26 protein-coding genes and 1 other RNA gene are annotated in these 26,468 nt (G+C 60.6%); 12 read left to right on the top strand and 15 right to left on the bottom strand.

Going from position 1 to position 26,468, the window contains the following annotated elements:
- The first annotated feature begins 87 nt into the window (after nt 1-87).
- The 5 genes from E4P00_RS07925 (at nt 88) to E4P00_RS07905 (ending at nt 5,395) form a co-directional block, all read left to right on the top strand.
- Nucleotides 88-1,254, top strand: a complete 1,167-nt coding sequence (locus tag E4P00_RS07925) for a putative zinc-binding metallopeptidase (protein ID WP_248131116.1) — start codon at nt 88-90, stop codon at nt 1,252-1,254.
- 135 nt (nt 1,255-1,389) lie between these two features.
- Nucleotides 1,390-1,486, top strand: an RNA gene (gene ffs / locus E4P00_RS07920) — signal recognition particle sRNA small type.
- Between the two features lie 150 nt (nt 1,487-1,636).
- Complete coding sequence (locus tag E4P00_RS07915; protein WP_103733636.1) at nt 1,637-3,598, top strand: AAA family ATPase; 1,962 nt, start codon at nt 1,637-1,639, stop codon at nt 3,596-3,598.
- Between the two features lie 158 nt (nt 3,599-3,756).
- Complete coding sequence (locus E4P00_RS07910) at nt 3,757-4,803, top strand: N-acetylmuramidase family protein (protein ID WP_248131097.1); 1,047 nt, start codon at nt 3,757-3,759, stop codon at nt 4,801-4,803.
- 1 nt (nt 4,804) lies between these two features.
- Nucleotides 4,805-5,395: a hypothetical protein gene (locus E4P00_RS07905; RefSeq protein ID WP_248131095.1), complete on the top strand. Its 591-nt coding sequence runs from the start codon at nt 4,805-4,807 to the stop codon at nt 5,393-5,395.
- 113 nt (nt 5,396-5,508) lie between these two features.
- Here the strand turns inward: E4P00_RS07905 and E4P00_RS07900 are convergent, their stop codons facing one another.
- Entirely contained in the window at nt 5,509-6,372 is an 864-nt protein-coding gene (locus E4P00_RS07900) for a LysR family transcriptional regulator (protein ID WP_248131093.1), read from the bottom strand.
- 99 nt (nt 6,373-6,471) lie between these two features.
- On the opposite strand from E4P00_RS07900, the gene E4P00_RS07895 reads away from it, so the two are divergent.
- From E4P00_RS07895 to E4P00_RS07870, 6 genes are all read left to right on the top strand, one after another.
- Nucleotides 6,472-7,413 carry a DMT family transporter gene (locus E4P00_RS07895; RefSeq protein ID WP_148852774.1) on the top strand — a complete coding sequence of 314 codons (942 nt, stop codon included), beginning with the start codon at nt 6,472-6,474 and terminating at the stop codon, nt 7,411-7,413.
- A gap of 77 nt (nt 7,414-7,490) precedes the next feature.
- Nucleotides 7,491-9,551, top strand: a complete 2,061-nt coding sequence (dnaX, locus tag E4P00_RS07890; RefSeq protein ID WP_248131091.1) for a DNA polymerase III subunit gamma/tau — start codon at nt 7,491-7,493, stop codon at nt 9,549-9,551.
- Between the two features lie 43 nt (nt 9,552-9,594).
- Nucleotides 9,595-9,933 carry a YbaB/EbfC family nucleoid-associated protein gene (locus E4P00_RS07885; RefSeq protein ID WP_003193199.1) on the top strand — a complete coding sequence of 113 codons (339 nt, stop codon included), beginning with the start codon at nt 9,595-9,597 and terminating at the stop codon, nt 9,931-9,933.
- Nucleotides 9,934-10,072: 139 nt separating this feature from the next.
- Nucleotides 10,073-11,107, top strand: coding sequence for an NADP-dependent oxidoreductase (locus E4P00_RS07880; RefSeq protein ID WP_032879952.1), 1,035 nt, complete (start codon nt 10,073-10,075; stop codon nt 11,105-11,107).
- Nucleotides 11,108-11,173: 66 nt separating this feature from the next.
- The gene (gene recR / locus E4P00_RS07875; RefSeq protein ID WP_005790294.1) at nt 11,174-11,776 is read left to right on the top strand and encodes a recombination mediator RecR; all 603 of its coding nucleotides are present in this window, start codon (nt 11,174-11,176) and stop codon (nt 11,774-11,776) included.
- 200 nt (nt 11,777-11,976) lie between these two features.
- Entirely contained in the window at nt 11,977-13,125 is a 1,149-nt protein-coding gene (locus E4P00_RS07870) for an acyl-CoA dehydrogenase family protein (protein ID WP_248131089.1), read from the top strand.
- A 117-nt stretch (nt 13,126-13,242) separates the two neighbouring features.
- Here the strand turns inward: E4P00_RS07870 and E4P00_RS07865 are convergent, their stop codons facing one another.
- A complete protein-coding gene (locus E4P00_RS07865) occupies nt 13,243-13,791 on the bottom strand; it encodes an adenine phosphoribosyltransferase (RefSeq protein WP_005790291.1) in 549 nt (182 codons plus the stop codon).
- A gap of 78 nt (nt 13,792-13,869) precedes the next feature.
- Nucleotides 13,870-14,604, bottom strand: a complete 735-nt coding sequence (gene fnr / locus E4P00_RS07860) for a fumarate/nitrate reduction transcriptional regulator Fnr (RefSeq protein ID WP_005790290.1) — start codon at nt 14,602-14,604, stop codon at nt 13,870-13,872.
- A gap of 155 nt (nt 14,605-14,759) precedes the next feature.
- Here fnr and E4P00_RS07855 point away from each other — a divergent pair, with 155 nt between their 5' ends.
- Nucleotides 14,760-15,221 (top strand): hypothetical protein, encoded by a 462-nt coding sequence (locus E4P00_RS07855; protein ID WP_032879954.1) that lies wholly within the window; start codon nt 14,760-14,762, stop codon nt 15,219-15,221.
- 6 nt (nt 15,222-15,227) lie between these two features.
- Here the strand turns inward: E4P00_RS07855 and hemN are convergent, their stop codons facing one another.
- The 12 genes from hemN to ccoN all read right to left on the bottom strand — a co-directional run bounded on the left by hemN (nt 15,228) and on the right by ccoN (nt 26,301).
- Nucleotides 15,228-16,610 (bottom strand): oxygen-independent coproporphyrinogen III oxidase, encoded by a 1,383-nt coding sequence (gene hemN, locus E4P00_RS07850; protein ID WP_248131088.1) that lies wholly within the window; start codon nt 16,608-16,610, stop codon nt 15,228-15,230.
- 103 nt (nt 16,611-16,713) lie between these two features.
- Nucleotides 16,714-17,397 (bottom strand): sulfite exporter TauE/SafE family protein, encoded by a 684-nt coding sequence (locus tag E4P00_RS07845; RefSeq protein ID WP_032879956.1) that lies wholly within the window; start codon nt 17,395-17,397, stop codon nt 16,714-16,716.
- The gene (gene ccoS, locus E4P00_RS07840) at nt 17,390-17,602 is read right to left on the bottom strand and encodes a cbb3-type cytochrome oxidase assembly protein CcoS (RefSeq protein WP_078822033.1); all 213 of its coding nucleotides are present in this window, start codon (nt 17,600-17,602) and stop codon (nt 17,390-17,392) included. The genes E4P00_RS07845 and ccoS overlap by 8 nt, the downstream gene beginning before the upstream one ends.
- 22 nt (nt 17,603-17,624) lie before the next feature.
- The gene (locus tag E4P00_RS07835; RefSeq protein ID WP_216091940.1) at nt 17,625-20,075 is read right to left on the bottom strand and encodes a heavy metal translocating P-type ATPase; all 2,451 of its coding nucleotides are present in this window, start codon (nt 20,073-20,075) and stop codon (nt 17,625-17,627) included.
- An 8-nt stretch (nt 20,076-20,083) separates the two neighbouring features.
- Nucleotides 20,084-20,623 carry a FixH family protein gene (locus E4P00_RS07830; protein ID WP_032879960.1) on the bottom strand — a complete coding sequence of 180 codons (540 nt, stop codon included), beginning with the start codon at nt 20,621-20,623 and terminating at the stop codon, nt 20,084-20,086.
- Nucleotides 20,624-20,638: 15 nt separating this feature from the next.
- Entirely contained in the window at nt 20,639-22,042 is a 1,404-nt protein-coding gene (gene ccoG / locus E4P00_RS07825) for a cytochrome c oxidase accessory protein CcoG (RefSeq protein ID WP_216091939.1), read from the bottom strand.
- A 206-nt stretch (nt 22,043-22,248) separates the two neighbouring features.
- Nucleotides 22,249-22,659, bottom strand: a complete 411-nt coding sequence (locus E4P00_RS07820; RefSeq protein WP_216091938.1) for a type II toxin-antitoxin system VapC family toxin — start codon at nt 22,657-22,659, stop codon at nt 22,249-22,251.
- Nucleotides 22,659-22,913 carry a type II toxin-antitoxin system Phd/YefM family antitoxin gene (locus E4P00_RS07815; protein ID WP_216091937.1) on the bottom strand — a complete coding sequence of 85 codons (255 nt, stop codon included), beginning with the start codon at nt 22,911-22,913 and terminating at the stop codon, nt 22,659-22,661. The genes E4P00_RS07820 and E4P00_RS07815 overlap by 1 nt, the downstream gene beginning before the upstream one ends.
- A gap of 172 nt (nt 22,914-23,085) precedes the next feature.
- The gene (gene ccoP / locus E4P00_RS07810) at nt 23,086-24,063 is read right to left on the bottom strand and encodes a cytochrome-c oxidase, cbb3-type subunit III (protein ID WP_216091936.1); all 978 of its coding nucleotides are present in this window, start codon (nt 24,061-24,063) and stop codon (nt 23,086-23,088) included.
- Entirely contained in the window at nt 24,060-24,245 is a 186-nt protein-coding gene (locus tag E4P00_RS07805; RefSeq protein ID WP_005790274.1) for a CcoQ/FixQ family Cbb3-type cytochrome c oxidase assembly chaperone, read from the bottom strand. Before E4P00_RS07805 ends, ccoP begins: the two co-directional genes overlap by 4 nt.
- Before the next feature lie 5 nt (nt 24,246-24,250).
- Nucleotides 24,251-24,859, bottom strand: coding sequence for a cytochrome-c oxidase, cbb3-type subunit II (gene ccoO / locus E4P00_RS07800; protein ID WP_003193167.1), 609 nt, complete (start codon nt 24,857-24,859; stop codon nt 24,251-24,253).
- Nucleotides 24,859-26,301 (bottom strand): cytochrome-c oxidase, cbb3-type subunit I, encoded by a 1,443-nt coding sequence (gene ccoN, locus E4P00_RS07795; RefSeq protein ID WP_078822029.1) that lies wholly within the window; start codon nt 26,299-26,301, stop codon nt 24,859-24,861. The genes ccoO and ccoN overlap by 1 nt, the downstream gene beginning before the upstream one ends.
- Nucleotides 26,302-26,468: the final 167 nt, after the last annotated feature.

Here is a 26,468-nt window from a genome sequence, read left to right as displayed (position 1 = left end):
GTCGGGCTGCGCAGCAGCCCCTCAAGAAAGCGGAACGATCTCGAGCGAGAAATGATCTAGTCTCTGTCACCCCAGGGAGAGCCCGCCATGTTCCGTTACTTCGAGCAACTCAGTTCGCGCATCGCCGCCCCGTTCATGGCTCAAACCTCGCGCAACAGCAAGGTGTGGCAATGCCGCTGCGGCCAGTCTTTATTCTTTCGCAACAGCCAATGCCTGGCCTGCCAGGCGGTGCTGGGTTATCTGCCGCAGCAAAGCCGTCTGTCTTCCCTGCAACCCGGCCCTGTCGTTGACACTTGGCTGGCGGATGACGCGCCCGATGCCGGCACCTGGCGTCGCTGCGCCAACCTCGACTCACCGGCCGCGTGCAACTGGCTGATCCCCGCCCACAGCACTGCGTCGCTGTGCGTGGCCTGTAGCCTGAATCGCACAATTCCTGATCTATCCATCCCGGAAAACCCCGAACGCTGGCGCAAGGTCGAAACTGCCAAGCGTCGGCTGGTGGCACAACTGATCAGCCTGGGCCTGCAGGTGGTGCCCAAGAGCGTTGACGAAGACACCGGGCTGGCCTTCGACTTCATCGGGACTGACCTGGCAGGCAATGCGCCGACCACTGGCCATGCCAACGGCCTGATCACCCTCGATATCAAGGAAGCCGACGATGCTCACCGCGAAAAAGTCCGCGTACAGATGCGTGAGCCTTACCGCACCTTGCTCGGTCATTTTCGCCATGAAGTCGGCCACTATTACTGGGATCGGCTGATTGCCAACAGCCACTGGCTTGACGCTTTTCGCACCTTGTTCGGCGATGAGCGCGCCAGTTACGCCAAAGCGCTCGACCAGCACTATCAGAACGGCCCGCGCCCGGACTGGCAGCAAACCTGCGTCAGCGCCTATGCCACCATGCATCCCTGGGAAGACTGGGCTGAAACCTGGGCCCATTACCTGCACATGATGGACGCGGTGGACACCGCGTTGGGCTTTGGCATGAGCGCCCGCGAGATGGACCTGGACTACCAGCCGTTCCCGCTGACAACGCTGTATGACCCGGCACACCCCGGCGGCCCGGCGTTCCTCTCGTTCGTCAATGCCTGGATCGAGCTGGCCGGTATGCTCAACGAACTGTCCCGCGCCATGGGCCAGCCGGATTTCTACCCCTTCGTGCTGCCGCCGGGGGTGATAGCCAAGTTGCACTTTATCCACCTGGTCATCCAGGAAGAGGGTGGCAGAGCGGACGAGGTTCTGCAGGCTCAGTGATTGCCCCTGTGGGAGGGGTAATTGCAGAGGGCCATGGCAAGTACTTGAAGCTTCTCATTTTTTACGGTTGTAACTTCCGATCAGATCGGTACAATGGCGCGGCTTGCCGAGAGGCTTGCGTCGTTATGGTGACCCCATCGGTCCCCCCGCAACGATTACCCGTGAACCTGGTCAGAGCCGGAAGGCAGCAGCCACAGCGGGAACATTGTGTGCCGGGGTGTGGCTGGTGGGGTTGCCTCCATAACGCTCCCTTCTGTTTTACCTATTCCTGAATCCATATAGTCAGCCAGTCATCTGTGACCCTTATCGCACAGTGCACGACGGCCACTCCACGACTAGTGGCATACTCCCAAGCGTGTCTTTCCCCTGGCTACGAGGCTGTATGCACTCGGAACATTTTGATTTGTCCAGCCCTGTGTTCTTGCCGATCACCGAGCAAGCCTGTGCGGGTTTGCTGAGCGGTGACGGTGCAGCAGCGCTGGTAGCCCTGAGTGAGCCGGAGTTGGCGGCGGTGCTGGTGATCCAGAACCTGGCGCAGGTGCCCGAAAGCGACCTGAGCGCCAATGGTGCCGAAAAAGTGTTGGCCAAGCTGATTGACTGGGCGGTAGAGGCCAGCCATTCGGCAAGCGTCTCCCTACTCTCCGAGGCGCAGCGGCTGTTCGACCAAAGGAAGCTGTACTTCGGCCTCAATGTGGTCAAAAGCCTGAAGCTGCGTTTTCTGTTAGCGGAGGAAGTGCAGGCGCGCGACTATCTGTTGCCCAGCGGCAAGTGGGACGTAGAGTACAAAGTCCGCCATCTCAAGACCAATGATCCCTTCAGCAAGCAGATGGTCACGCCCAGGCATCGCGAGCGCTGGTTGAGTGCCGAGCAAGACAAGTTGGTCAGAACCTTCCGCGCCAACTTGAACGAAGACCTGCATGTTCAGGGCTATGCAGGTATCGGCAAGAGTCACCTGCTGGTGGCCTTGATGGAGCACTTGCGTCCGGAAAAGACTTTGTTGCTGGCGCGTACCCCGGCAAAGCTGGAAACCCTGCGTGCCCGTATGGTGGGCGTACGCGAGCGAAAGGCCGGGCACACCTTCCATGCATTCGCCCACGCCTTGATGCAGGGTCCCAGGCCCAAGCCGCTGACTGCGCAGGTGAGGGCGCCGAGCAAGCAGGCACTGGCTCAGGAGCTGAATATCTTCGGCTTTCGTGGCCTGCAAGGGCAGGCTGTGGTCGACGTTTGCCTCAACGTATTGCAAGCCTACTGCCGCTCCTGGGAATACAGCCTGTCGGCGAAGCACTTGCCGCATTTCAAACAGCCGCTGTCCAGCGTTGATGCCAGGGCACTGCTCGAATATGCCAGCCGGCTATGGAGCTATCTCGAAGCGAATCCGGCCTGGGGCAGCCAGACTGGGTTTGAAGCCTTGCTGATGATCAAGCGCGCCAGCCTCGCCGGCTGCGTGGTGCCCGAGCGTTATACCCACGTCCTTATCGACGAGAGCCAGGATATTCCGGCGCCGCTGCTGCAAATCATCGAGCGGGGCCGGCAGGTGCTGATAACCCTGGGGGATGAGTATCAGCAGGCCAGTGGAGTCATGGTCAGGCGCGCCCGTGAGGTGCGCCATACGGATGTGTGTTACTCCGTGCGCTCCGGACGCAATGTCGAGCGCCTGGTCAATCCCTTGATCAGCCAGCATTCGGATAAGAGCAAAGTGCTTTTCGAGGGGGCTCGGGATGCCGACGTCGGTATCGAGTTTTATCCGCTGGGCTTTGTACCGCCGCAAGGCTGCGTGGTATTGACCGCATCCCACTGGGACACAATGAAGTGGGCCATCCAGTTGAGCGAAGCCCGTTGTGCGTTCAGCCTGGCCGGTAAAGAAGCGCAGCAGTCGCTCAAGTACTTTATGGACACCGTGGTCGCGTTGTTCAAGCCTGACTTCTACAGCAGCGAGTTCAATGACAGCGGGCCCCATCCGTTTTTCAGCGATATGGCCGATTGGCAGCAAGTACGCGAGGCTTGCCAGTTCGATGAGGCGTTTCTCTGGGTCGAAGCTGAGCTGCAAAAAGGCTTTAATCTGGCGGATGTCACGCGCTTGAACAGGCAAAGCGGCCATCCGGATGAGCGCTGCCTCTTGATGTTGGCGCAAGACGCCGGTGGCATGGAGTTCAACCGGGTGTTGCTCACACCAGCGTTGTTGACCAACGTAAAGTTCCAGGATGCCTACGCGTTCGACCAGCGACTGTGTGCGGTGTATATCGCAATTTCGCGAGCAACCCAGCAGCTCTATCTGCCCTACGATGTGGTCGAGTGGCTCGACTATCACAAGTATCAGAAAACCCGCGAATTACACGGTTACTGAAGGATTTAATCCAGCTGTTTCACAACTTTGGAAAAGCCCTCTGGACAACCCCCAGACCGCCTTGTTAGCTTGCGCCGGCCACTTGTTTCAGAGCATGACAAGGGCATGGACTTGATATTGAAGTGCTATCGCTTCTCTAACTTACAAGGATGTCTGTCATGAAAAGCCTGCAAGGGTTGCCTCGACTTATCAGTGCCTCAGTCGGCGCTCCCGGCAAAGCCCGCAACTTGCCCGCCGATGTGCAGTGCATCCAATATTTATTCAACCTGATCATTCCCAAAATGGGCTTTGCCTTGCTGGAAAACGGCAAGTGCGATGGCCAGTTGGTGCAGTGCATCAGCCAGTATCAGTTCCGCCATCTCAAATATGCTCATCCCGATGGGGTGATCGACCCCACGGGGCGTACGTTCAACAGCTTGATCGAGGAAGCGGTGAAAGTACCCGTACGGGCCTTCCCGACCATGCGTATTCCGAGCTTTCTCAACGCATTGGGCAATAACAACGTCGATGCAGTGCAAGCCACGGTCAACGTCTACCTGAACCAGGTGCGTGCGGTGATCGAGGCTGAGCGGCGCAACCGCCAATTAATGCTGCAGGCCACCTGCGATGGCGGCACGACGCTGAGCGATACGGACTTCCAGAATGCTGCCAAGCAATTGGGCAACGGCATCTCGGTGAATGTGGTCAAGGCGTTCGCCACCATCGAGTCGGGCGGGAAGGTGGGGTTCGGGCCGGCCAAGCTGCCGATCATCGCCTTTGAAGGGCACCACTTTCGCAAGTACACCAAGCATATCTACGACCAGTCGCAGCCGCTGCTGTCGTATGTCTACAAGAAAAAAGCCGGCCCGCAATGGCAGACGAACAACAAGGATCAGGTCAAGGCCTGGGAGACCATGGCCACTGCCTTTGCGCTGGATCAGGAAGCCGCCTTGATGTCGGCCTCCTGGGGCATGTTTCAGATCATGGGATTCAACTTCGCCGCGTGCGGGTTCAAGACCGTGTTTGAGTTCGTGGCGTCATTGAAGGTCAATGCCGGTAACCAACTCAAAGCCTATCTCAGTCTTTGCAGCCACAACTCGGCGTTGTTGAGTGCCATGAAAAACAAGGATTTTACCGCCATGGCCCGAAACTATAACGGCGACGATTACGGCAACTATGACGTCCTGATGAAACAAGCCTACGAAGCCTTTGAAGGGAAGAAATAAGATGATTCGTTATCTGGCGATGGGAGTGTTGTCGTGGTGCGCCGTGGCGCCCGCGTTGGCCGGCTCGGCGGCGTTGCATTCAGGCCAATATGAAGGGCTGATGCTGGCGGTGACGCCTGGGCATCAGGTCGAGGGTTTCTACCAGGAATCGATGGGCGAGGGTGTGACCCGTGGTTGCACGTTCTACCTGCAAGGCAAACCCGAAGCGCTCACCACCTGGCGGGACGCTGCCTACCCAGGCAGTGTGGCAGCGGCGCCCGACGGGGTGACCCTGACGGTGGAGCAGGGCCGCCAACACCCTGGCTGCATCAACGTGTTGATGCCGGAAATCGCCACGGGTCTGGACCTGACCCAGACTGCCAGCAAAAAGTGGATCGGGCTGGTGACGGTGTCTGCCGACAAGGCTTACCTGCTGAAAACTCCGGGGGCCAAGGCGGTCAAGCGTCCCTATATCGTCAAGGGTGATGTAGTGGGTGTGCTGGCGTTCAAGGACGGCTGGGCGCAGGTGGAGTTTATCAATGCGCACGACCGTTCCTTCACGGGCTGGATCAGCCAGGGCCAGTACACACGGTTGGCTGCACCGAAGCTCTGAGAAGCTCTGAAATGTGGGAGGGGGCTTGCTCCCGATGAGGAAGGGTCAGCTAGCACCTATATTGATTGACCCGCCGCTATCGGGAGCAAGCCCCCTCCCACATTTTGGCGGTGTTAGCCGAAGGTTTCGCGCAGTAGCCCGGAGAATGCATCCCGTGCAAGATGCCGATGGGTATCTTTGTGCCAGAACAGCAAGTTGTCTACCGCTGCCAGTTCGTCGAACCGATACGATGCCAGCTGATTGGCCTGCTCATAACGCGCCAGGATACCCTCCGGCACCAACGCCACGCCAATCCCCGCGCTGACGCAGCCGATGATCGTGCCCCAACTGGTATAGCTGGCAATCGCCGGCTTGAAGTCCTGGGGCTTGAGCCAGTTTTCCAGTGTTGCGCGGTAGGGGCAGCCAGGCGGCCACACCAATAATGTGCGGCCAGCCAGGTCTTCGGGGCTGTGGATGGGCGCGCTGGACGCGCTGGCGATCAGTACCAGGCGTTCGCTGTAGATCACGCTGTGCTCCAGCTTCGTGTGTTTGCCACTGGCGGCCACGAGGGCCACATCCAGACGATGGTGTTGCAGGTCGTCCAGCAGTTGCGCCCAGGCGCCGGTCACCAACTCCAGGCTGACCTCGGGATAACGCCGGTGATACTCCGCCAACAGCGGCGGCAGGCGGCCGCTGGCGCTGGATTCCACCGCGCCGATGCGCAAGGTGCCACGGGGAATCGCGCTGGCATCCACCGCACGTTTGGACTCATCCACCAGCGCCAGGATGCGTTCGCAGTAATCCAGGAAGATCTCACCCGCAGCACTGATCGCCAACCCGCGGCCGGCGCGGATAAACAACGGTGTGCCCAACTCACTTTCCAGCTGCTTGATGCGGGTGGTGATGTTGGACGGCACACAGTGCAGTTGCAGGGCGGCCTGGGCCACGCTGCCGGTTTGCGCCACGGCTCGCACCATTTTCAGTTGGGCCAGTTCCATTGCTCAGTTCCAGTGATTTCAGAAGTCAGAAACGCTTAATTGTCCTACGCCCGGCCCGGGCCAAGACTGACGGCACTCCTTCTTTTATGGATGCCATCGATGAGTACCCCGTCACCGCTCAAGCTTACGCTAGTCATTGCCAGCGTCATCCTCTGTTGGGCTTATTCACCCATAGGCGTGCATATGGGGCTGCACAGCTACAGCCCTGGCCAATTGGCGTTGCTGCGTTTCTTGATTGCGTCGCTATTCATGGCGGCTGTGGCCTGGGTAGTCGGCATTGGCCGGCCCCAGGTGCGCGACCTGCCGTGGCTGCTGGTGCTGGGTTTCTTCGGGGTGTTCCTGCACCACACCAGCCTCAATCACGGGCAGCAATGGGTGACAGCGGCGGCGTCGAGTGTGTTGGCACAGTCGGCGCCGCTGTTCAGTGTGTTGATCGCTTTTTTCTGTTTGCAGGAGCGCGTCAGCATCTGGCGTTGGAGCTGTGTACTGTTGGGGTTGGCCGGCGTGCTGGTGGTGATCTGGGGCGATCATGGTGTAGGCGATATCGACCCGCGCGGCTTGTTGATCCTGCTGGCGGCCTGCTCATGGAGCGTGTACTTCGCCATCCAGAGGCATTTCGCCCATCGCTACAGTCCGTTGACGATGGCGTGCTACATGGTCTGGTCCGGCACCTTGATGCTGTGCGTGAACCTGCCGGGCCTGCCTGCCGCTATCGTGCAGGCGCCGTTGCGGGAGAACCTCGCGGTGCTGGTGTTGGGCATTTTTCCCAGTGCGTTGGCCTATCTGGCCTGGGGTTATGTGCTCAAGCACGTCGAAGTCAGCCGCGCTTCGGTGGCGATGTACCTGATTCCGCCGGTTGCCATGGTGATGGCCGCCACGCTGCTCGGTGAACAGGTGACCCTGCAGGTGATGCTGGGTGCGGTGATCGTGCTGACCAGCGTCGCGGCTATCAGCCTGGAGGGACGCTGGCGCTCAATCGTGCGGCCGGCACACCCGCAGACGCCATCTGGACGGGCAATCAAGCCAGCTTCGTCAGATTAGACGAGCGTGCCGGATGCAATTTCCCCCCTGCTCCGCTAGCATTACCGGCTTCCGCTTCCCAGTTGCGACGGTTTTCGATGAGTTATCAGGTTCTTGCACGTAAATGGCGCCCGCGCTCGTTCCGCGAAATGGTCGGCCAGACCCATGTGCTCAAGGCTCTGATCAATGCCTTGGACAGCCAGCGGCTGCACCACGCCTATCTGTTCACCGGTACTCGCGGGGTGGGCAAGACCACCATTGCGCGCATCATCGCCAAGTGCCTGAACTGTGAGACCGGTATCACGTCAACGCCTTGCGGCACCTGTTCGGTCTGCCGCGAGATCGACGAAGGGCGTTTCGTCGACCTGATCGAGATCGACGCCGCAAGCCGCACCAAGGTCGAAGATACCCGCGAGCTGCTCGACAACGTGCAGTACGCGCCGAGCCGTGGGCGCTTCAAGGTCTACCTGATCGACGAAGTGCACATGCTGTCCAGCCACTCCTTCAATGCGCTGTTGAAAACCCTGGAAGAGCCGCCGCCCTACGTTAAGTTCATCCTGGCCACCACCGACCCGCAGAAACTTCCTGCAACCATTTTGTCGCGGTGCCTGCAGTTCTCGCTGAAGAACATGACGCCCGAGCGCGTGGTCGAGCATTTGACCCATGTGCTGGGTGTCGAGAACGTACCGTTCGAAGACGACGCCCTGTGGTTGCTGGGCCGCGCTGCCGACGGTTCGATGCGCGACGCCATGAGCCTCACCGACCAGGCCATCGCTTTTGGCGAAGGCAAGGTGATGGCTGCCGATGTGCGCGCCATGCTCGGTACCCTGGACCACGGCCAGGTCTTCGACGTGCTGCACGCGCTGATCGAGGGCGACGCCAAGGCATTGCTTGAGGCCGTGCGCCACCTGTCGGAGCAAGGCCCGGACTGGAATGGCGTACTCTCGGAAATCCTCAATGTGCTGCACCGCGTCGCTATCGCCCAGGCCCTGCCGGAAGGCGTGGATAACGGCCATGGCGATCGCGACCGCGTGTTGGCCCTGGCCCAGGCATTACCGGCCGAGGATGTGCAGTTTTACTACCAGATGGGCCTGATCGGCCGCCGCGACCTGCCCCTGGCGCCGGACCCGCGGGGTGGCTTTGAAATGGTGCTGCTGCGGATGCTGGCGTTCCGGCCGGCGGATTCGGCAGACGCGCCGAGACAGCCGCTAAAGCCAGTGGGGATCAGCCAGGCCACAGTTGATTCCGCCAAACCAGTGGCTGGCGCGGCCGTTGTCGCGCCAGTAGTGTCTGCGCCGGTGGCGCCGGCACCTGAGCCCGAACCTGCGCCGGTTGCAGTGGCACCTGTGGTTGAGCCCGAGCCGGTTATCGAGCCCGCCCCCGTGGTCGACCTGCCCTGGAACGATCCGGTCGAAGCAGAGGCTGAGCCCGAGGCTGAGCAACAGCCCGCCGTAGAACCCGTACTGGAAACTGCCGGCGAGCAGCCGGAGCTGACGCCGATGCCTGCGCCGACCCCGGACAGCGTGGTGCCGGATGCCCCTGAGTGGGTATCGGCGCCGGTTCCCGAGCCGACGGTAGCCCAGGTCGAGGCCGCGACCCCCGGCATCGACCTGGACGACGAACCGCCGCTGGACGAAGACTACATCGAGCCGGACATGGATTCGGCCTACAGCTACCTGGACGAATTGGCCAGCGAGCACACCGCCGAGCCAGCGCCCGAGCCCGAGGCAGAACCGGCTGCGGCCCCGGCCACCGGCCTGGCCCTGCAATGGCTGGAATTGTTTCCGAAATTGCCGATCTCCGGCATGACCGGGAGTATCGCCGCCAACTGCACACTGATCTCCATCGAGGGCGACCATTGGCTGCTGCACCTGGATCCGGCCCACAGCGCCTTGTTCAATGCGACCCAGCAGCGTCGGCTCAACGATGCGCTCAACCAATACCATGGGCGCACGCTGACCATCGCCATCGAACTGATCAAGCCCGAGCAGGAAACCCCGGCCCAGGCCGCGACCCGTCGGCGTCTGAACCGCCAGCGCGAGGCTGAGGATTCGATCCACGCTGATCCGCTTATCCAACAAATGATGCAACAGTTCGGTGCGGTCGTCCGCCACGATACTATTGAACCTGTCGAAGCCCCGGTGCCCCAAGCGTCATGACACCGGGCTATTTATTGATCCACGTACTTTTGAGGTGATTCCCATGATGAAAGGTGGCATGGCCGGCCTGATGAAGCAGGCACAGCAGATGCAGGAAAAAATGGCCAAGATGCAGGAAGAACTGGCCAACGCCGAAGTCACCGGTAAAGCCGGTGGCGATATGGTCAGCGTGGTGATGACCGGTCGTCACGACATCAAGCGTGTCAGTATCGACCCGAGCGTGTTGCCTGGCGTGGGCGAAGATGACCTGGAAATGCTCGAAGCGTTGTTCGCCGCAGCCGTCAACGATGCTGTGCGCAAGATCGAAGCCAATAGCCAGGACAAAATGTCCGGCGTGACGGCTGGCATGCAGCTGCCACCGGGCATGAAACTGCCGTTCTGATACAAACGTTGGCTAGACTCAAATGCCGGGCATTGCGCCTGGCATTTTTTTTGCGCGCACGAAACATCGAACCCCGGCCCGTTGCCTATGGTCTGCACCCTATACCGCTGAATTCTCATCGATAAAAGGAGCCCCGCTGATGCCTCAAGAAATGACGCTCAACCAACGCATCGTTCTGGTCTCACGCCCTCAAGGCGCACCCACGCCGGAAAACTTCCGCCTGGAACGTGTAAGCCTGCCGGATCTGGCAGACGGTCAGGTGTTGCTCAAGACGCTGTACCTGTCTTTGGACCCCTACATGCGTGGACGCATGAGTGACGCGCCGTCCTACGCCGCGCCCGTGGAAATCGGCGAAGTGATGACCGGCGGTGCTGTCAGCCGTGTCGAGCAATCACGCAACCCGAAATTCGAGGTAGGTGATCTGGTGGTCGGTGCCACCGGCTGGCAGAGCCACAGTATCTGCGACGGCAAGAACCTGATGCCATTGCCCAAGGGGCTTGCGAGCCCGTCGATGGCTCTGGGCGTGTTGGGTATGCCAGGCATGACCGCTTACATGGGCCTGATGGATATCGGCCAGCCGAAGGCCGGGGAAACCCTGGTGGTGGCGGCTGCGTCCGGCGCGGTGGGCTCGGTGGTGGGGCAGGTGGCCAAGCTCAAGGGCTTGCGCGTGGTGGGGGTTGCTGGCGGTGCCGACAAGTGCCGCTATGTGGTGGATGAGCTGGGCTTTGACGCCTGTATCGACCACAAGAGCGCAGACTTCGCCCATGAGTTGGCCCTGGCCTGTTTCAAAGGCGTGGACATTTATTTCGAAAACGTCGGCGGTAAGGTCTTCGATGCGGTGCTGCCGCTGCTCAATGCCAAGGCGCGCGTGCCGCTGTGCGGGTTGATCGCCGGCTATAACGCCCATGAAACCCCCAGCGGCCCTGATCGCCTGCCGGCACTGCAACGCACCTTGCTGACCAAGCGTGTGCGTATCCAGGGCTTTATCGTGTTCGACGACTATGGCGACCGCCAGCCGGAATTCCTCAGCGCCATGGCGCCGTGGGTGCGCGATGGCAAGATCAAGTTCCGCGAGGATGTGGTCGATGGCCTGGAGCAAGCGCCTGAAGCCTTTATCGGCTTGCTGGAGGGACGCAACTTCGGCAAGTTGGTGGTGCGCGTCGCGCAAGATTGAGTATTTGACGCTAATCCGGGGCGCGGGTATAAACCGCGTCTCGTTGTTTTGTCGGACCCTTCGCCCATGAGCTTCAGCCCTCTGATTCGCCAACTGATCGACGCCCTGCGCACCTTGCCAGGTGTTGGCCAGAAAACTGCCCAGCGCATGGCGCTGCAACTGCTGGAGCGTGATCGCAGTGGCGGCACCCGCCTGGCCCAGGCTCTGAGCCAGGCCATGGAAGGCGTGGGCCACTGCCGTCAGTGCCGCACCCTCACCGAAGAAGAACTTTGCCCGCAATGCGCCGACCCCCGTCGCGACGACACGTTGCTCTGCGTGGTGGAGGGGCCGATGGATGTGTATGCAGTGGAGCAGACCGGTTATCGCGGCCGCTACTTTGTGCTCAAGGGCCACCTGTCGCCGCTCGACGGTTTGGGGCCGGAAGCCATCGGTATCCCGCAACTGGTCGCGCGCATTGAAGAGCAGGGCACCTTTAGCGAAGTGATCCTGGCGACCAACCCGACGGTGGAAGGTGAAGCCACGGCGCATTACATCGCCCAACTGCTGACCAACAAGGGCTTGATCACTTCTCGGATTGCCCATGGCGTGCCGTTGGGGGGCGAGTTGGAGTTGGTGGATGGCGGTACCTTGGCGCACTCTTTCGCCGGTCGCAAACCGATCGCGCTCTAACATCCGCAGCAGGATCAAATGTGGGAGGGGGCTTGCTCCCGATTGCTGTGTGTCAGTCGACAGAGTTATTGGCTGATCCACCGCTATCGGGAGCAAGCCCCCTCCCACAGTAGTTTTATGGTGTCAGTGATAACTGTGTATGGCTTGATAACCAAGCAAGCGCTTGGTAAGTTCGTTCCATCTCGCCATGGAGCTTGCCGATGTCTGCCTATCAGGAATACTTCGACCCCAACCACCAATTGGTCCGCGACAGCGTGCGCCGGTTTGTCGAGCGCGAGATGTTGCCGGGCATCGAGCACTGGGAGGAGGCTGAGAGCTTTCCTCGTGAGCTTTACCTCAAAGCTGGAGCGGCGGGCATTCTCGGGATCGGCTACCCCGAGGCATTGGGTGGGAGCCACGAAGGCGATCTGTTCGCCAAGGTCGCCGCCAGCGAAGAACTGATGCGTTGCGGTTCCGGTGGTGTGGTGGCCGGGCTCGGCTCCCTGGATATCGGTTTGCCGCCCATCGTCAAATGGGCCCGGCCTGAAGTGCGGGAGCGTATAGCGCCCCTGGTGCTGGCCGGCGAGAAGATCATCGCCCTGGCGGTTACCGAACCGAGTGGCGGCTCTGATGTCGCCAACCTGCACACCCGCGCCGTGCGTGACGGTGAGCACTACCGTGTGAGCGGTGCCAAGACCTTTATCACCAGCGGCATTCGGGCGGATTTCTATACTGTGGCGGTGCGCACCGGCGGGCCGGGCTTCGGCGGTATCAGCCTGTTGCTGATTGAAAAAGACACCCCCGGTTTCACCGTTGGCCAGCCGCTGAAGAAGATGGGCTGGTGGGCGTCGGACACGGCCGAGTTATTTTTCGACGACTGCCACGTGCCCGTCGGCAACCTCATCGGCGCTGAAAACATGGGGTTTGCCTGCATCATGGGCAACTTCCAGAGCGAGCGCCTGGCGCTGGCGCTGATGGCCAACATGACCGCGCAACTGGCCCTGGAAGAAAGCCTCAAGTGGGCCGCCCAGCGCGAAGCGTTCGGTAAACCCATCGGCAAGTTCCAAGTGCTCAAGCACCGCCTGGCGGAAATGGCCACTGCCGTGGAAGTGTCCCGCGAGTTCACTTACCGTCAGGCGGCGAAGATGGCCGCTGGCAAGAGCGTGATCAAGGAGATTTCCATGGCCAAGAACCTGGCCACGGATACAGCTGACCGGGTGACCTATGACGCGGTGCAGATGTTGGGCGGGCAGGGGTACATACGGGGTAGCCTGGTGGAGCGGCTGTATCGGGATAATCGCATTCTGTCGATTGGTGGGGGGACGCGGGAGGTGATGAACGAAATCATCAGCAAGCAGATGGGGCTTTGACCTGCGGTGTTCTTTCGGGCCTCATCGGGAGCAAGCCCCCTCCCACATTCTTGATTGTGTTCACAAGTCAAAATGTGGGAGGGGGCTTGCTCCCGATGGGGCCGGCCCTGCTAACGACTACCTTTCAGTCAGCCCAAACTGCGTCAGGCAAAACGTGGGAATCCCCATGTCTTCCAACCGCTGCGAACCACCCAGTTCCGGTAAATCAATAATCGCCGCCGCTTCAAAGATCTGCGCGCCCATGCGCCGTACCAGGTTGGCCGCAGCAATCAGGGTGCCACCCGTGGCGATCAGGTCATCGAATATCAGCACCGAATCACCTTCGCACAGGCTGTCGGCGTGTACTTCCAGGAAGGCTTCGCCGTACTCGGTCTGGTAACCCTCGGCCAGCACATCCGCCGGCAGCTTGCCTTGCTTGCGAAACAGGATCAGCGGCTTGTTGAGCTGGTAGGCGATGATCGAACCGATCAGGAAACCGCGGGCATCCATCGCACCGATATGCGTGAAATCGGCTTCGACATAGCGCTGGGCAAAGCTGTCGGCTACCAGGCGCAGGGCGCGGGGTGATTGGAACAGCGGGGTGATGTCACGAAAGATAACCCCAGGCTTGGGGAAGTCGATGACAGGGCGAATCAGGGATTTGATGTCGAACGAATCGAAGGTCATCGTCGCAGAGTCCTGGGCGGAAAACGGACTCGAAGTATACCTGCGGCCTTGCCGATTGGCGCGGCCGCAGTGTCTGGATCAGACCTCCAGTGAGCCCCCGGCCAATGCGCAAAGCTGGATCGGGTCGAGGATATGCACTTCCTTGCCCTCGGCAGCAATCAGCTGGTTCTGCTGGAAACGGGTAAACACGCGGGACACGGTCTCAACTGCCAGGCCCAGGTAATTGCCGATTTCATTACGCGACATGCTCAGGCGGAACTGGTTGGCCGAGAAACCACGGGCACGGAAGCGCGCCGACAGGTTGACCAGGAATGTCGCGATGCGCTCGTCGGCGGTTTTCTTCGACAGCAGCAGCATCATTTGCTGGTCGTCACGAATCTCGCGGCTCATCACGCGCATCAATTGGCGGCGCAGTTGTGGCAATTGCAGGGCCAATTCGTCCAGGCGCTCGAAAGGAATTTCGCACACCGACGTCGTCTCCAGGGCCTGGGCCGACACCGGGTGAATCTCGGTGTCCATTCCCGACAGCCCGACCAACTCGCTGGGCAGGTGGAAGCCGGTGATTTGTTCTTCGCCGCCGTCGCTGAGGCTGAACGTCTTCAATGCGCCCGAACGTACTGCATAGACGGAATCAAACTTGTCGCCCTGGCGAAACAAAAATTCGCCTTTTTTCAATGGGCGGCCGCGTTTGACGATGTCGTCCAGCGCATCCATGTCTTCCAGATTCAACGAAAGTGGCAGGCAGAGGGGAGCCAGGCTGCAATCCTTGCAATGGGCCTGGCTGTGAGCGCGCAGTTTAACTGGCTCGGACATTTCTTAAATCCTTGTGGGAAAACACACATAAGACGTAAGGGTAACGCACTGGGGGGTATGGAGGCCAGCGTGTACAAAAAACCTGTCGGTATATAAAGATCTGGCTAAAACCGCCGATAGTACTGCTATCGACTACAAATACGGCGACTCAAAACATGTTAGCCCTCAGTACTCAACTCGCTTCGCGTACTCAGATCCAGGCACAGCCCGAAACCAAGAAAGCTGCCGATTCCGATGTTGCCGCGATTCCGACAGCGGATGAAGCCAAGCCTGCCGTTTCGGTGACCATTTCCGGCGCCGCGATGAAAGCTGCCGCGGCGGAAAAAACCTCAAACAGTGACATCGACGAAAGCGGCCTGGCGGACAACGTCAAGAATCTGCTCAAGATGATTCGTGAGATCAAAAAGCAGATTGCCGAGAAACAGGCTGAGATGGCAGCGGTAATGGCCGACAGAAGTCTCAGCCCTGAACAGGCCCGTGCCCGGCTCTCCGGGCTGCAGTCAGCGTTGAGCGCGCTGCAAGCCAGCTTGACCAGCGCCCAGGCATCCCTGACCAAGGCGATGAAAGACATGAGCGCGGGTGATGCGGTCAAGGCCGCGAGCCTGGCCATGAAGTAAGTACGTCTAGATAACCCGCGAAAATCGTTGCCTGTTCTGGTGCTCCAGATAGGCATCGAACACCATGCACACTGAACGCACCAGCAAGCGCCCGGCCGGCAGCACACGAATGCCCTGGGCGTCCAACTCGATCAGGCCATCGTTGGCCATCGTCTCCAACTGCGGCCATAGCTCGGCGAAGTAGCCGCGAAAATCGATGTTGTACGCCTGTTCGATCGCCTCGAAGCCCAGGCTGAAATTGCAGATCAACTGCTGGATCACTTCCCGTCGCAGACGATCGTCAGTGGTGCAGACCAAACCACGGCTGGTTGCCAGTTGTGCGCCCGCCAAGGCGTTCTGGTAGTGGGTGAGGTCGCTGCTGTTCTGGCAATACAAGTCGCCAATCTGGCTGATCGCCGAAACGCCCAACCCAATCAGATCGCAATGCCCGTGGGTGGTATAGCCCTGGAAGTTGCGCTGCAGCTTGCCTTCCTCCTGGGCGATGGCCAGTTCGTCGTCCGGCAGGGCGAAGTGATCCATGCCGATATAGCGGTAACCGGCCTGGGTCAGTTGTTCAATGGTGGTTTGCAGCATCAGCAGTTTTTCGGCCGGCGAGGGCAGCTCGTCGGTGTTGATCCGCCGTTGGGGCATGAAACGTTCCGGCAGATGGGCGTAGTTGAATACGGACAAGCGGTCCGGCTGCAAGCGGATGACTTCTTCCACAGTGCGTGCAAAGTTCAGCGGTGATTGCTTGGGCAAGCCGTAGATCAAATCGATATTGATCGAGCGAAATTGCAGGGTACGTGCCGCATCGATCACTGCGCGGGTCTCTTCCAGGCTTTGCAGGCGATTGACCGCTCGTTGCACCTCGGGGTCAAGGTCTTGCAGGCCGATGCTTACGCGGTTGAAACCCAGCTCGCGCAGCAGGCCCATGGTGGCCCAGTCGGCTTCGCGAGGGTCGATTTCGATGCCATAGTCGCCCGAATCATCATCGAGCAAATTGAAATGCTGGCGCAGGCAATTCATCACCTGGCGCAGTTCATCGTGGCTGAGAAAAGTCGGTGTGCCGCCGCCAAAGTGCAATTGCTCCACTGGCTGCTTCGGATCGAGGTGGCAGGCCACCAGCTGGATTTCCTGCTGCAGGCGCTGCAAGTAGGCCTGGGCGCGACCACGGTCCTTGGTGACCACTTTGTTGCAGGCGCAGTAGTAGCAAATGTTGGCGCAGAACGGTACGTGCACATACACCGATAACGGCCGTACCGCCTTGCGGCTTTCGCGCAGGGCGTGGAGCAGGTCGAAGGTGCCGACCTGGCTGTCCAATTGGACGGCGGTAGGGTAGGACGTGTAGCGCGGCCCCGCCAAGTCGTAGCGGTGAATCAGATCTGTGTCCCAACGAATGGCGTCGAGCATGCGGGCGGTCCCCCGGATTGGCTAGTGGGCCGAGTCTAGGGGCAGGGCTGGCAAGGCATGTTGATTTGCATCAACGGGGAGCGGCGCTATGCCACAGGGGCTTTCAATGACCCATGAGCCAGTGCTGATGCGGGCCCGGCAAGGTCCAGATACCGAAGATGATCACCAACAGGCCGCCGGCCATGCGCACGCTGCGTTTACGCAAGAGCGCGGTGACACGCTCCGCCGCCAGCCCGGTGGCCAGCAGCACCGGCCAGGTGCCGAGGCCGAATGCGAGCATCAGCAACGCGCTGTCCAGCGCATTGCCCTGGCTCGCGGCCCACAGCAGGGTGCTGTAGACCAACCCGCACGGCAACCAGCCCCACAGCGCGCCCAGCAGCAAGGCGCGCGGCAGGCTCGACACCGGCAGCAAACGGTTGGCAACAGGCTGTATATGCCGCCATAGGCCGCGTCCGAGACTTTCGATGCGGGTCAGGCCGCTCCACCAACCGGCCAGGTACAGGCCCATGCAAATCAGCAGTAACCCGGCGAGCACGCGCATGAACATCGCCGCCGGGCTGTTGGCCACCGCCCAGCCGGCCAGGCCAATCAGCAAGCCGGCCGTGGCATAGCTGAGGATGCGCCCCAGGTTGTACGCCAGCAGCAGGCGAAAGCGGCGGCTGCGTTGCTCCTTGGGGATCGCCAGGGTCAGGGCGCCCATCAGTCCGCCACACATGCCCAGGCAATGGCCGCCGCCCAGCAGGCCGAGGATCAGCGCCGAGACCAGCAGGGGCGCCAGCTCAAGCATGGGGTGGATCCTTGGGCGGTTGTTCGGAGCTGTTGGCTTCGTCAATGGCGGCCAGGTGGTTAGGGTCCTGATCGTCAAATAGTACGCTGTGGGCCGGGCCATCTAGATCTTCGTACTGTCCGCTGTCCACGGCCCAGAAGAAGATATAGATGGCCACACCCACTAACAGCAGCGCCGCTGGAATCATTACGTATAAGGCTGGCATCTGCACTCCATGCCCACGCGGCTCAGGCCGGCAGCGGGCGGGTTACTGGGGCGGTACCTTTAGCGTGTGCGCTCGGCAGGCGAGTCAGGCGCAATGCGTTAAGTACCACGGTCAACGAACTGAGGGACATACCGATGGCTGCCCAGATTGGTGTGATCCAGCCCAGGGCCGCAAACGGCAGCATAAGGCCATTGTACAGCCCGGCCCACAGCAGGTTTTCAATGATCACTCGACGGGTGCGCCGCGCCAGGCTGAAGGCCTGCACCAAGGCATCCAGGCGGTTGGACAACAGCACCGCGTCGGCGCTGGTTTTCGCCAGGTCAGTGGCCGAGCCCATGGCCACGCTGATATCGGCGGCGGCCAGCACCGGCACATCATTGACGCCATCGCCCAGCATCAGCACCTTGCGGCCTTGCCTGTGCAGGTTTTGCAGCACCTGCAACTTGTCATCAGGGCGCAGGCCGCCGTGGGCTTCGTCGATGCCCAACTCAAGGGCCACACTGGCGACCATCGGTGAGCTGTCGCCCGAGAGCAGCAGCGTACGCCAGCCGCGTGCCTTGCACGCTGCGAGCAGGGCAGGGGCGTCGCTGCGCAGGCGGTCGTCGAGTACGAACCAGGCGAGGGCGCCGCTGTTGTCACCCAACAGCAGCCATTGCCCGGCTTCGTCCGGTGAGGCGGGAATCGCGCAGCCACTGAGTTCGCAGACAAAACCCGGTTGGCCAATACGCAACAGGCGGTCCCCCACCCGACCCTCCAGGCCCAGGCCAGGGGTGCTCAACACTTCATCAGCGGCCAGTGGCGCACGCCCAAAGGCACGAGCAATCGGGTGTTCCGAGCGGTTCTCCAGGGCGGCGGCGAGGCCCAGGCACTGGTCGCTGTCCAGCGCGCCCAGGGGCTGGATGGCGCGCAACGCCAGGCGTCCTTCGGTGAGGGTGCCGGTCTTGTCGAAAATCACCGTGTCGATCTGGTTCAGGCCTTCAAGCACATGGCCGCGGGTCAGTAGCAACCCCAGGGTGTGCAAGGTGCCGGTGGCAGCGGTCAGGGCGGTTGGGGTGGCCAGGGACAGTGCACACGGGCAAGTCGCCACCAGCATCGCCAACACAATCCAGAATGCGCGTGACGGGTCCAGTTCCCACCACAGCAGGCCGATCAGCACGGCGGCGATCAGCGAGCACAGCAGGAACCACTGCGCGGCACGGTCGGCGATTTGCGCCAGGCGTGGTTTCTCGGCCTGGGCGCGCTCCAGCAGGCGCACAATGGCGGACAGACGCGTGTCGTGGCCCAGGGCGCGCACCTCGACCGTCAGTGCGCCCTCGACATTCAGCGTGCCAGCCGTAACGCTGTCGCCGACCCGCCGCGGCTGTGGCAGGTACTCGCCGGTCAGCAGGGATTCATCGATGCTGGATTGGCCGTCGAGGATCACGCCATCCGCCGGCAGCACCGCGCCGGGATGCACCAGGACACGATCACCCAATGCCAGTTCACTGAGCAGGATGCGTTCGCTCTGACCATCACCTTGGAGGCGCAAGCAGGAGGCGGGCAACAGGTTGACCAATTGAGCGGTGGCCGCTGCGGTGCGCTCCCGGGCGCGGCGCTCAAGGTAACGCCCGGCCAGCAGGAACAGTGCAAACATGCCCACGGCATCGAAATACAATTCGCCCACGCCAGTGATCGCGGTCCAGATGCCCGCCAGGTACGCACCGCCAATTGCCAGGGATACCGATACGTCCATGGTCAGGTGTCGCGTGCGTATGTCACGCAGCGCCCCTTTGAAGAACGGTGCGCAGCTATAGAACACGATGGGGGTGGTGAGAAACATCGCAACCCAGCGCAGGATCACGTGCAACTCCGGGCTCAGGTCGATATTGAATTCCGGCCAGGTCGCCATGGTTGCCATCATCGCCTGGAACCACAGCAAGCCGGCAACCCCCAGTTGACGCAGGGCCAGGCGATTTTCGCTGGCCAATTGTTCGGCGGCGCGGTCGGCCTGGTAGGGGTGGGCGGCGTAGCCGATATGGCGCAGTTCGCTGAGCAGTTGGCTCAACGGCAGTTGCCCATCGGCCCAGCGCACGTGCAAGCGATGGTTGGACAGGTTCAGCCGCGCCTCGGCCACCGCGGGCAGGCTGCGCAGGTGTTTCTCGATCAACCAGCCGCAGGCGGCGCAGCTGATGCCTTCCATCAACAGGGTGGTTTCGGCCAAGTCGCCTTGATGGCGCACAAAGGGTTTTTGCACATCGGCGCGGTCGTACAGCGCCAGCTCATCCACCAGTTGCACCGGGAGCGCCTCAGGGTTGGCCGAGGCTTCGCTGCGGTGCTGGTAATAGCTTTCCAGCCCACCGGCCACAATCGCTTCGGCCACGGCCTGACAGCCGGGGCAGCAGAGTTCGCGGCGTTCGCCGAGGATCCGGGCGGTGAACCGGCTGCCGGATGGGACGGGCAGGGCGCAGTGGTAGCAGGGGATTGGGCTGGTCATGGGCGCTGCTATTTTTTCAGGTCTTCGGCACCCTGCAATGGTTCGTCACCCAACAGCAAGTCTTTGTCGTGGCTGACCTCTTCTTCCTCGAACATCCTCCAGGTGTTGCTGCCTTCCACGCCAAGCAGTTCCACGAAACGCCGGCCTTCGACCTTGTCGGTGACCTGGCCGATGTAGCGGCCCTGCTCGCTATCACTGCGGGCCAGGACGATCTTGCGATCCTTCTCCGGCTGGGTCGGGGAAATCAGGTTCAGTTCCAGGGTTGCAGGGCCGCTGTTGCCGGTCAGGTGCAACTCGACTTCGCCGGTCAGTTCATCCAGGTGCAACTTGGCACGCAGTTGCAGGGTCTGGGCCAGGCGTTCACGGTCCAGGGAGCGGTTGATGCCTTTGCCGGCCTCGTAGTAATTGTCGTTGACTAGGTTGTCCGGGTTGTTGACCGCGATGGTCACCATGGACAGGGTCAGCGTCACCGAGCAGGCCAGGATCGCGATGATGATCCAGGGCCAGAGGTGCTTGTACCAAGGGCTTGCAGCAGTGGTTGCGGGCATTCTTGTGTTCCCTGTTTAACGAACTTGTGGGCCGATGAATCGGCTCTTGGCTTCAATATGAACGCTGGTGTCATCGGCATCTTTGAGGATGAAAGTCACCTCGTTGGTGCTCGACGGCAGTTGCTCCGGCGCACTCGACAACTCCACCGGCATACTGACGATATCGCCGGCGGCCACCTTGATTTCGCGTCGCCCCTGTAACTTGAGGTCCGGCAGGCCGGCGGCGTCGAGCACGTAGGTGTGGTCGTGCTGGTCCTTGTTCATGATCTTCAGGCTGTAGACGTTTTCGATGCGCCCTTCGGCGTTTTCCCGGTACAGCACGCGGTCCTTGCTGACATCGAAACCCACCAGCGAGCGCATGAAGAATGCGCCGACCAGCAAGCCGATCATGGTCAGCAGCACCAGCGCATAGCCGATCAGCCGTGGGCGTAACTTATGGGTCTTCTGACCGGACAGATTGTGCTCGGTGGTATAGCTGATCAGGCCGCGTGGGTAGTCCATCTTGTCCATGATGTTATCGCAGGCATCGATACAGGCGGCGCAGCCGATGCACTCGATTTGCAGGCCGTCGCGGATATCGATGCCGGTCGGGCACACCTGCACGCACATGGTGCAATCGATGCAGTCTCCCAGGCCCTGGGCCTTGTAGTCGACGCCCTTTTTACGCGGGCCGCGCACTTCGCCACGGCGCGGATCATAGGAAACGATCAGGGTGTCTTTGTCGAACATTACGCTCTGGAAGCGCGCGTAAGGGCACATGTAGATACACACCTGCTCGCGCAGCCAGCCGGCGTTGCCGTAGGTGGCGAGGGTGAAGAAGCCGACCCAGAAATACGACCAGCCGTCGGCCTGGCCGGTGAAGAAATCGAACACCAGCTCGCGGATCGGCGAAAAGTAGCCGACGAAGGTCATGCCGGTGGCGAAACCGATCAACAGCCACAGCGTGTGTTTGCTGAACTTGCGCAGGAACTTGTTGGCGCCCATGGGCGCCTTGTCCAGCTTGATGCGTTGGTTGCGGTCGCCTTCGGTGACCTTTTCGCACCACATGAAGATCCACGTCCACACGCTTTGCGGGCAGGTATAGCCGCACCACACCCGTCCGGCGTACACGGTGATAAAGAACAGGCCAAAGGCCGCAACAATGAGAATGCCCGAGAGCAGGATGAAATCCTGGGGCCAAAAGGTGGCGCCAAAAATGAAGAACTTACGCTCCGGCAGGTTCCACCACACCGCCTGATGGCCGCCCCAGTTCAGCCACACGGTGCCGAAGTAAAGCAGGAACAGGCCGGCGCCACCGAGCATGCGCAAATTGCGGAACAGGCCGGTGAAGGCACGGGTATAGATTTTCTCTCGCGAGGCGTAGAGGTCGACGGTTTTGGCAGGTGGGGTAACGTCATGTACCGGTATCTGGTTGCTCATCATTGCATCCCACGGCGGTGGAGATTTGCCTCGGCCAGTACGTGCCAGCCAGGGTCAAATGGGGGTGTTGCAGTGGCCTAATGATACGCCCCCGATGTTGTGCAAAGGGTGCGACCTTTGGTCGCGTTGGGAGAAATCAAATGATGGTGTACGTGACCTGGATCAATTGACTTGTGAAGTATGGACGGTTTTTGCTCGCAAGACGGTCATTCGTCCCATGGATTGATCAGCGCAACGCCGCTGGACTTGAAGTCGCTGACGTTGCGTGTGACCACGGTAAGCCCATGAACCAGAGCGGTTGCGGCAATCAACGAGTCACTTTCGTTGGCGCGGTCTGGAACATGCAAGTGCGCGCAACGCAACGCGACGGCCGCATCGACGGGCAGGATTCTGGCATCAAAGGCGGGCATTACGTGGCGTTTGAGCCAGGCCCTCAATACCTTCCCCTGAGCCGGGTCTCGCCGTTCGATGCGCAGAACGCCGGTTTCCAGTTCCTTTAGCGTGATCGCCGAAATAAACATACGCGGCGCAATCACGCTTTTCGCCCAGGCAACGACATTTGCATCAGCCTGAGGTTTACGCAGTTCAGAAATTACATTGGTGTCGAGTAGATACATCAAGAAAGGTCCACGGGTCGATGAATGATCACGGCACGTTCGGTTTCGAAGTCGATATCGGCCGCTTCCGGCATCACCAGCAGGTCAACGATGTCGGCATTCAGACCTGTGAGTTTCTGGTAGTCCTCAATGCTTAGCAGTACATGGGCAGGCTTGCCGCGATCGGTGATGAAAACCGGGCCGTTGCGCGTGGCTTTTTTGGCGCCACTTGTGTCTTGGTTGAATTCTCGGCTGGAAATTGTCGTGATGGTCATGGGGTAACCCCCTTCGTTAGGCTTAATGTAGTTACGTTACTACTTAGGCATGGCGCGTGGCAAGTTCGAGGTATGAGCGGTAATGAATGACAGTCTTGAACGGCCAAGGGGAGCCAGAAACAAAAAAGCCCCGCCAGTTTTCGCTGGGCGGGGCTTTTTTATGGGCGAGGATTTACTGCTCTTCTGCCTTCTTGTCCCCATGGGACAAGCTGTAAACATACGCAGCCAGCAAATGCACCTTGTCATTGCCTTGCAGTTGCTCTTGCGCGGGCATCTGGCCCTGGCGGCCATAACGGATAGTCTGTTGCAGTTGCGCAAAGCTTGAACCGTAGATGAATGCGCCTGGATGCGTCAGGTCGGGCGCGCCCATGGCTGGCGTGCCTTTACCGGTCGGGCCGTGGCAGGCCACGCAGTTGGCGGCGAAAAGTTTCTCGCCGTTGGCGACGTCGGCCTTGGCGCCTTCGGGCAGTTTGCGGCCATCGAGTTGGGTCACCACAAAGCCTGCTACGTCAGCTACGCCTTGCTCGCCGATGACTTCGGCCCAGCCTGGCATCACTGCGTGGCGGCCTTTCATGATGGTTTCCTTGATGGTGTTGGGCTCGCCGCCCCAGCGCCAGTCAGCGTCGGTCAGGTTAGGGAAACCGTAGGCGCCCTTGGCGTCGGAGCCGTGGCACACCGAGCAGTTGGAGGCAAACAGGCGGCCGCCCATCTTCAGGGCTTGCGGGTCCTTGGCCACCTCTTCAATGGGCATCGATGCGAATTTGGCGAAGATCGGCCCGAACTTGGCTTCCGATCTGGCCATTTCCTTTTCCCATTCGTGCACGCCGGTCCAGCCGGTCTGGCCGTTGGCAAAGGCGGTTTGCTTGTCGTTGTCCAGGTAGTTATAGCCCGGCAGCAAGCCTTTCCAGTTACCCAGGCCGGGGTAGAGCACCAGGTAGCCGAGGGCGAAGACGATGGTGCCGACAAACAGCATGAACCACCATTTGGGCAGTGGGTTGTCGTACTCCTCGATGCCATCGAACGAGTGGCCGACGGTCTCGTCCGTCTGCTCGGTGCGCTGGCCCTTGCGGGTCGACAGCAGCAGCCAGGTCAGGGCGAAGATGGTACCCAGACTGAGGACTGTGACGTACAGACTCCAGAACGTAGTCATTCTTTGTTACTCCTAGAAGCTTGCTCGACGTGCTTGATGGCTTCGGGATCATCTGCAAAGGGCAGCATGGTCGCGTCGTCAAACTCCGACTTGCGCCGCGGGCTGAACACCCACAGCGCCAGGCCGACAAAGGCCACCATCACCACAACGGTGCCCAGGCCACGAATCATCCCGATATCCATGTAGGTCACCGTTTGCTTTTGATGATGGTGCCAAGGCCCTGCAGGTAGGCCACCAGTGCGTCCATTTCGGTCTTGCCCTTCACAGCGGCCGCTGCACCGGCGATGTCTTCGTCGGTGTAGGGCACGCCCAGGGTGCGCAAGACTTCCATCTTCTTCGCGGTGTCCTTGCCGTCGAGCTTGTTTTCCACGAGGAACGGGTACGCCGGCATTTTCGACTCCGGCACCACGTTGCGCGGGTTGTACAAGTGCGCACGCTGCCAGTCATCGGAGTAACGCCCGCCGACCCGGGCCAGGTCCGGGCCGGTGCGCTTGGAACCCCACAGGAACGGGTGGTCCCACACGCTTTCACCGGCGACCGAATAGTGGCCGTAGCGTTCGGTTTCGGCACGGAACGGGCGAATCATCTGCGAGTGGCAGCCCACGCAACCGTTGGCGATGTAGACGTCGCGGCCTTCCAGTTCAAGGGCGGTACGCGGCTTCATGCCTTCGACCGGCTTGTTGGTCACGTCCTGGAAAAACAGCGGCACGATCTGGGTCAGGCCGCCGATACTCACGGCAATGACCATGAAGAAGGCCAGCAGGCCGATATTCTTCTCGACTACTTCATGCTTCATCAGTGAGCTCCCACAACGGCGATCTTGGCGGCGGCTTCAGCTTGCGCCGGGTCGGAGGCACGCACGGTGCGCCAGACGTTGTAGGCCATCAACAACATGCCGCTGGCAAAGAATGCACCGCCCAGGGCACGCACGATAAAGCCCGGGTGGCTGGCTTGCAGCGCTTCGACGAAGGAGTAGGTGAGGGTGCCGTCATCATTGATCGCACGCCACATCAGGCCCTGGGTGATGCCGTTGACCCACATCGAAGCGATGTAGAGCACGGTGCCGATGGTCGCCAGCCAGAAGTGCGCATTGATCAGCCCGACGCTGTGCATCTGAGCGCGGCCGAACAGTTTGGGGATCATGTGGTACAGCGCGCCGATGGAGATCATCGCTACCCAGCCCAGTGCGCCGGCATGTACGTGGCCGATGGTCCAGTCGGTGTAGTGGGACAGCGAGTTGACGGTCTTGATCGCCATCATCGGCCCTTCAAAGGTCGACATGCCGTAGAACGCCAGCGACACCACCAGAAAGCGCAGGATCGGGTCGGTGCGCAGCTTATGCCAGGCGCCCGACAGGGTCATCATGCCGTTGATCATGCCGCCCCAGCTTGGTGCCAGCAGGATGATCGACATCGCCATGCCCAGGGACTGTGCCCAATCCGGCAAGGCGGTGTAGTGCAGGTGGTGGGGGCCGGCCCAGATGTACAGGGTGATCAGCGCCCAGAAGTGCACGATGGACAGGCGATAGGAGTAGATCGGGCGCTCGGCCTGCTTGGGCACGAAGTAATACATCATTCCCAGGAAGCCGGTGGTGAGGAAAAAGCCTACGGCGTTGTGGCCGTACCACCATTGAATCATCGCGTCCGTCGCGCCAGAGTAGGCCGAGTAGGACTTGAACAGGCTGACCGGCAAGGACGCGTGGTTGACGATGTGCAGCATCGCCGTGACCAGGATGAACGCCCCGTAGAACCAGTTGCCCACATAAATGTGCTTGGTCTTGCGCTTGACGATGGTGCCGAAGAACACCACCGCGTAGGTCACCCAGACGATGGCGAGCAGAATCGCGATCGGCCATTCCAGCTCGGCGTATTCCTTGGTGGTGGTGTAGCCCAGCGGCAGGCTGATGATGGCGCCGACGATAACCGCCTGCCAGCCCCAGAAAGTGAACGCGGCCAGGCTATCCGAGATCAATCGCGTCTGGCAGGTGCGTTGCACCACGTAGTAGGAGGTGGCAAACAGTGCACAGCCACCGAAGGCGAAGATCACCAGGTTGGTGTGCAGCGGGCGCAAACGACCGAAGGTCGTCCAGGGCAGGTCGAAATTCAATTGCGGCCAGACCAGTTGCGAGGCGATGAACACCCCGAGCCCCATGCCAAGGATCCCCCAGACCACCGTCATGATGGCGAACTGGCGGACTACCTTATAGTTATAAGCAGTCGGACTGATTGCTGTGCTCATTCTAAGGTTCCACGGTTTAGGTTTTTTTATAGGTAAAATCGGCCGCAAGTATGTAGAAAGCGAGGGGCCATTGCAACGCAATGGCTGACCTGTATCAATGCGTTCTACGCCAGATTCTGCGCCCTTTCCATGTTTGGCGTAAGGATTAAATCCGAAATAGAAAGCTG

Source organism: Pseudomonas sp. B329, assembly GCF_023127835.1.
GTDB lineage: Bacteria > Pseudomonadota > Gammaproteobacteria > Pseudomonadales > Pseudomonadaceae > Aquipseudomonas > Aquipseudomonas synxantha_A.
Note: the sequence above shows the minus strand (reverse complement) of the source record. Positions and strands in the feature narration are given on the sequence as shown.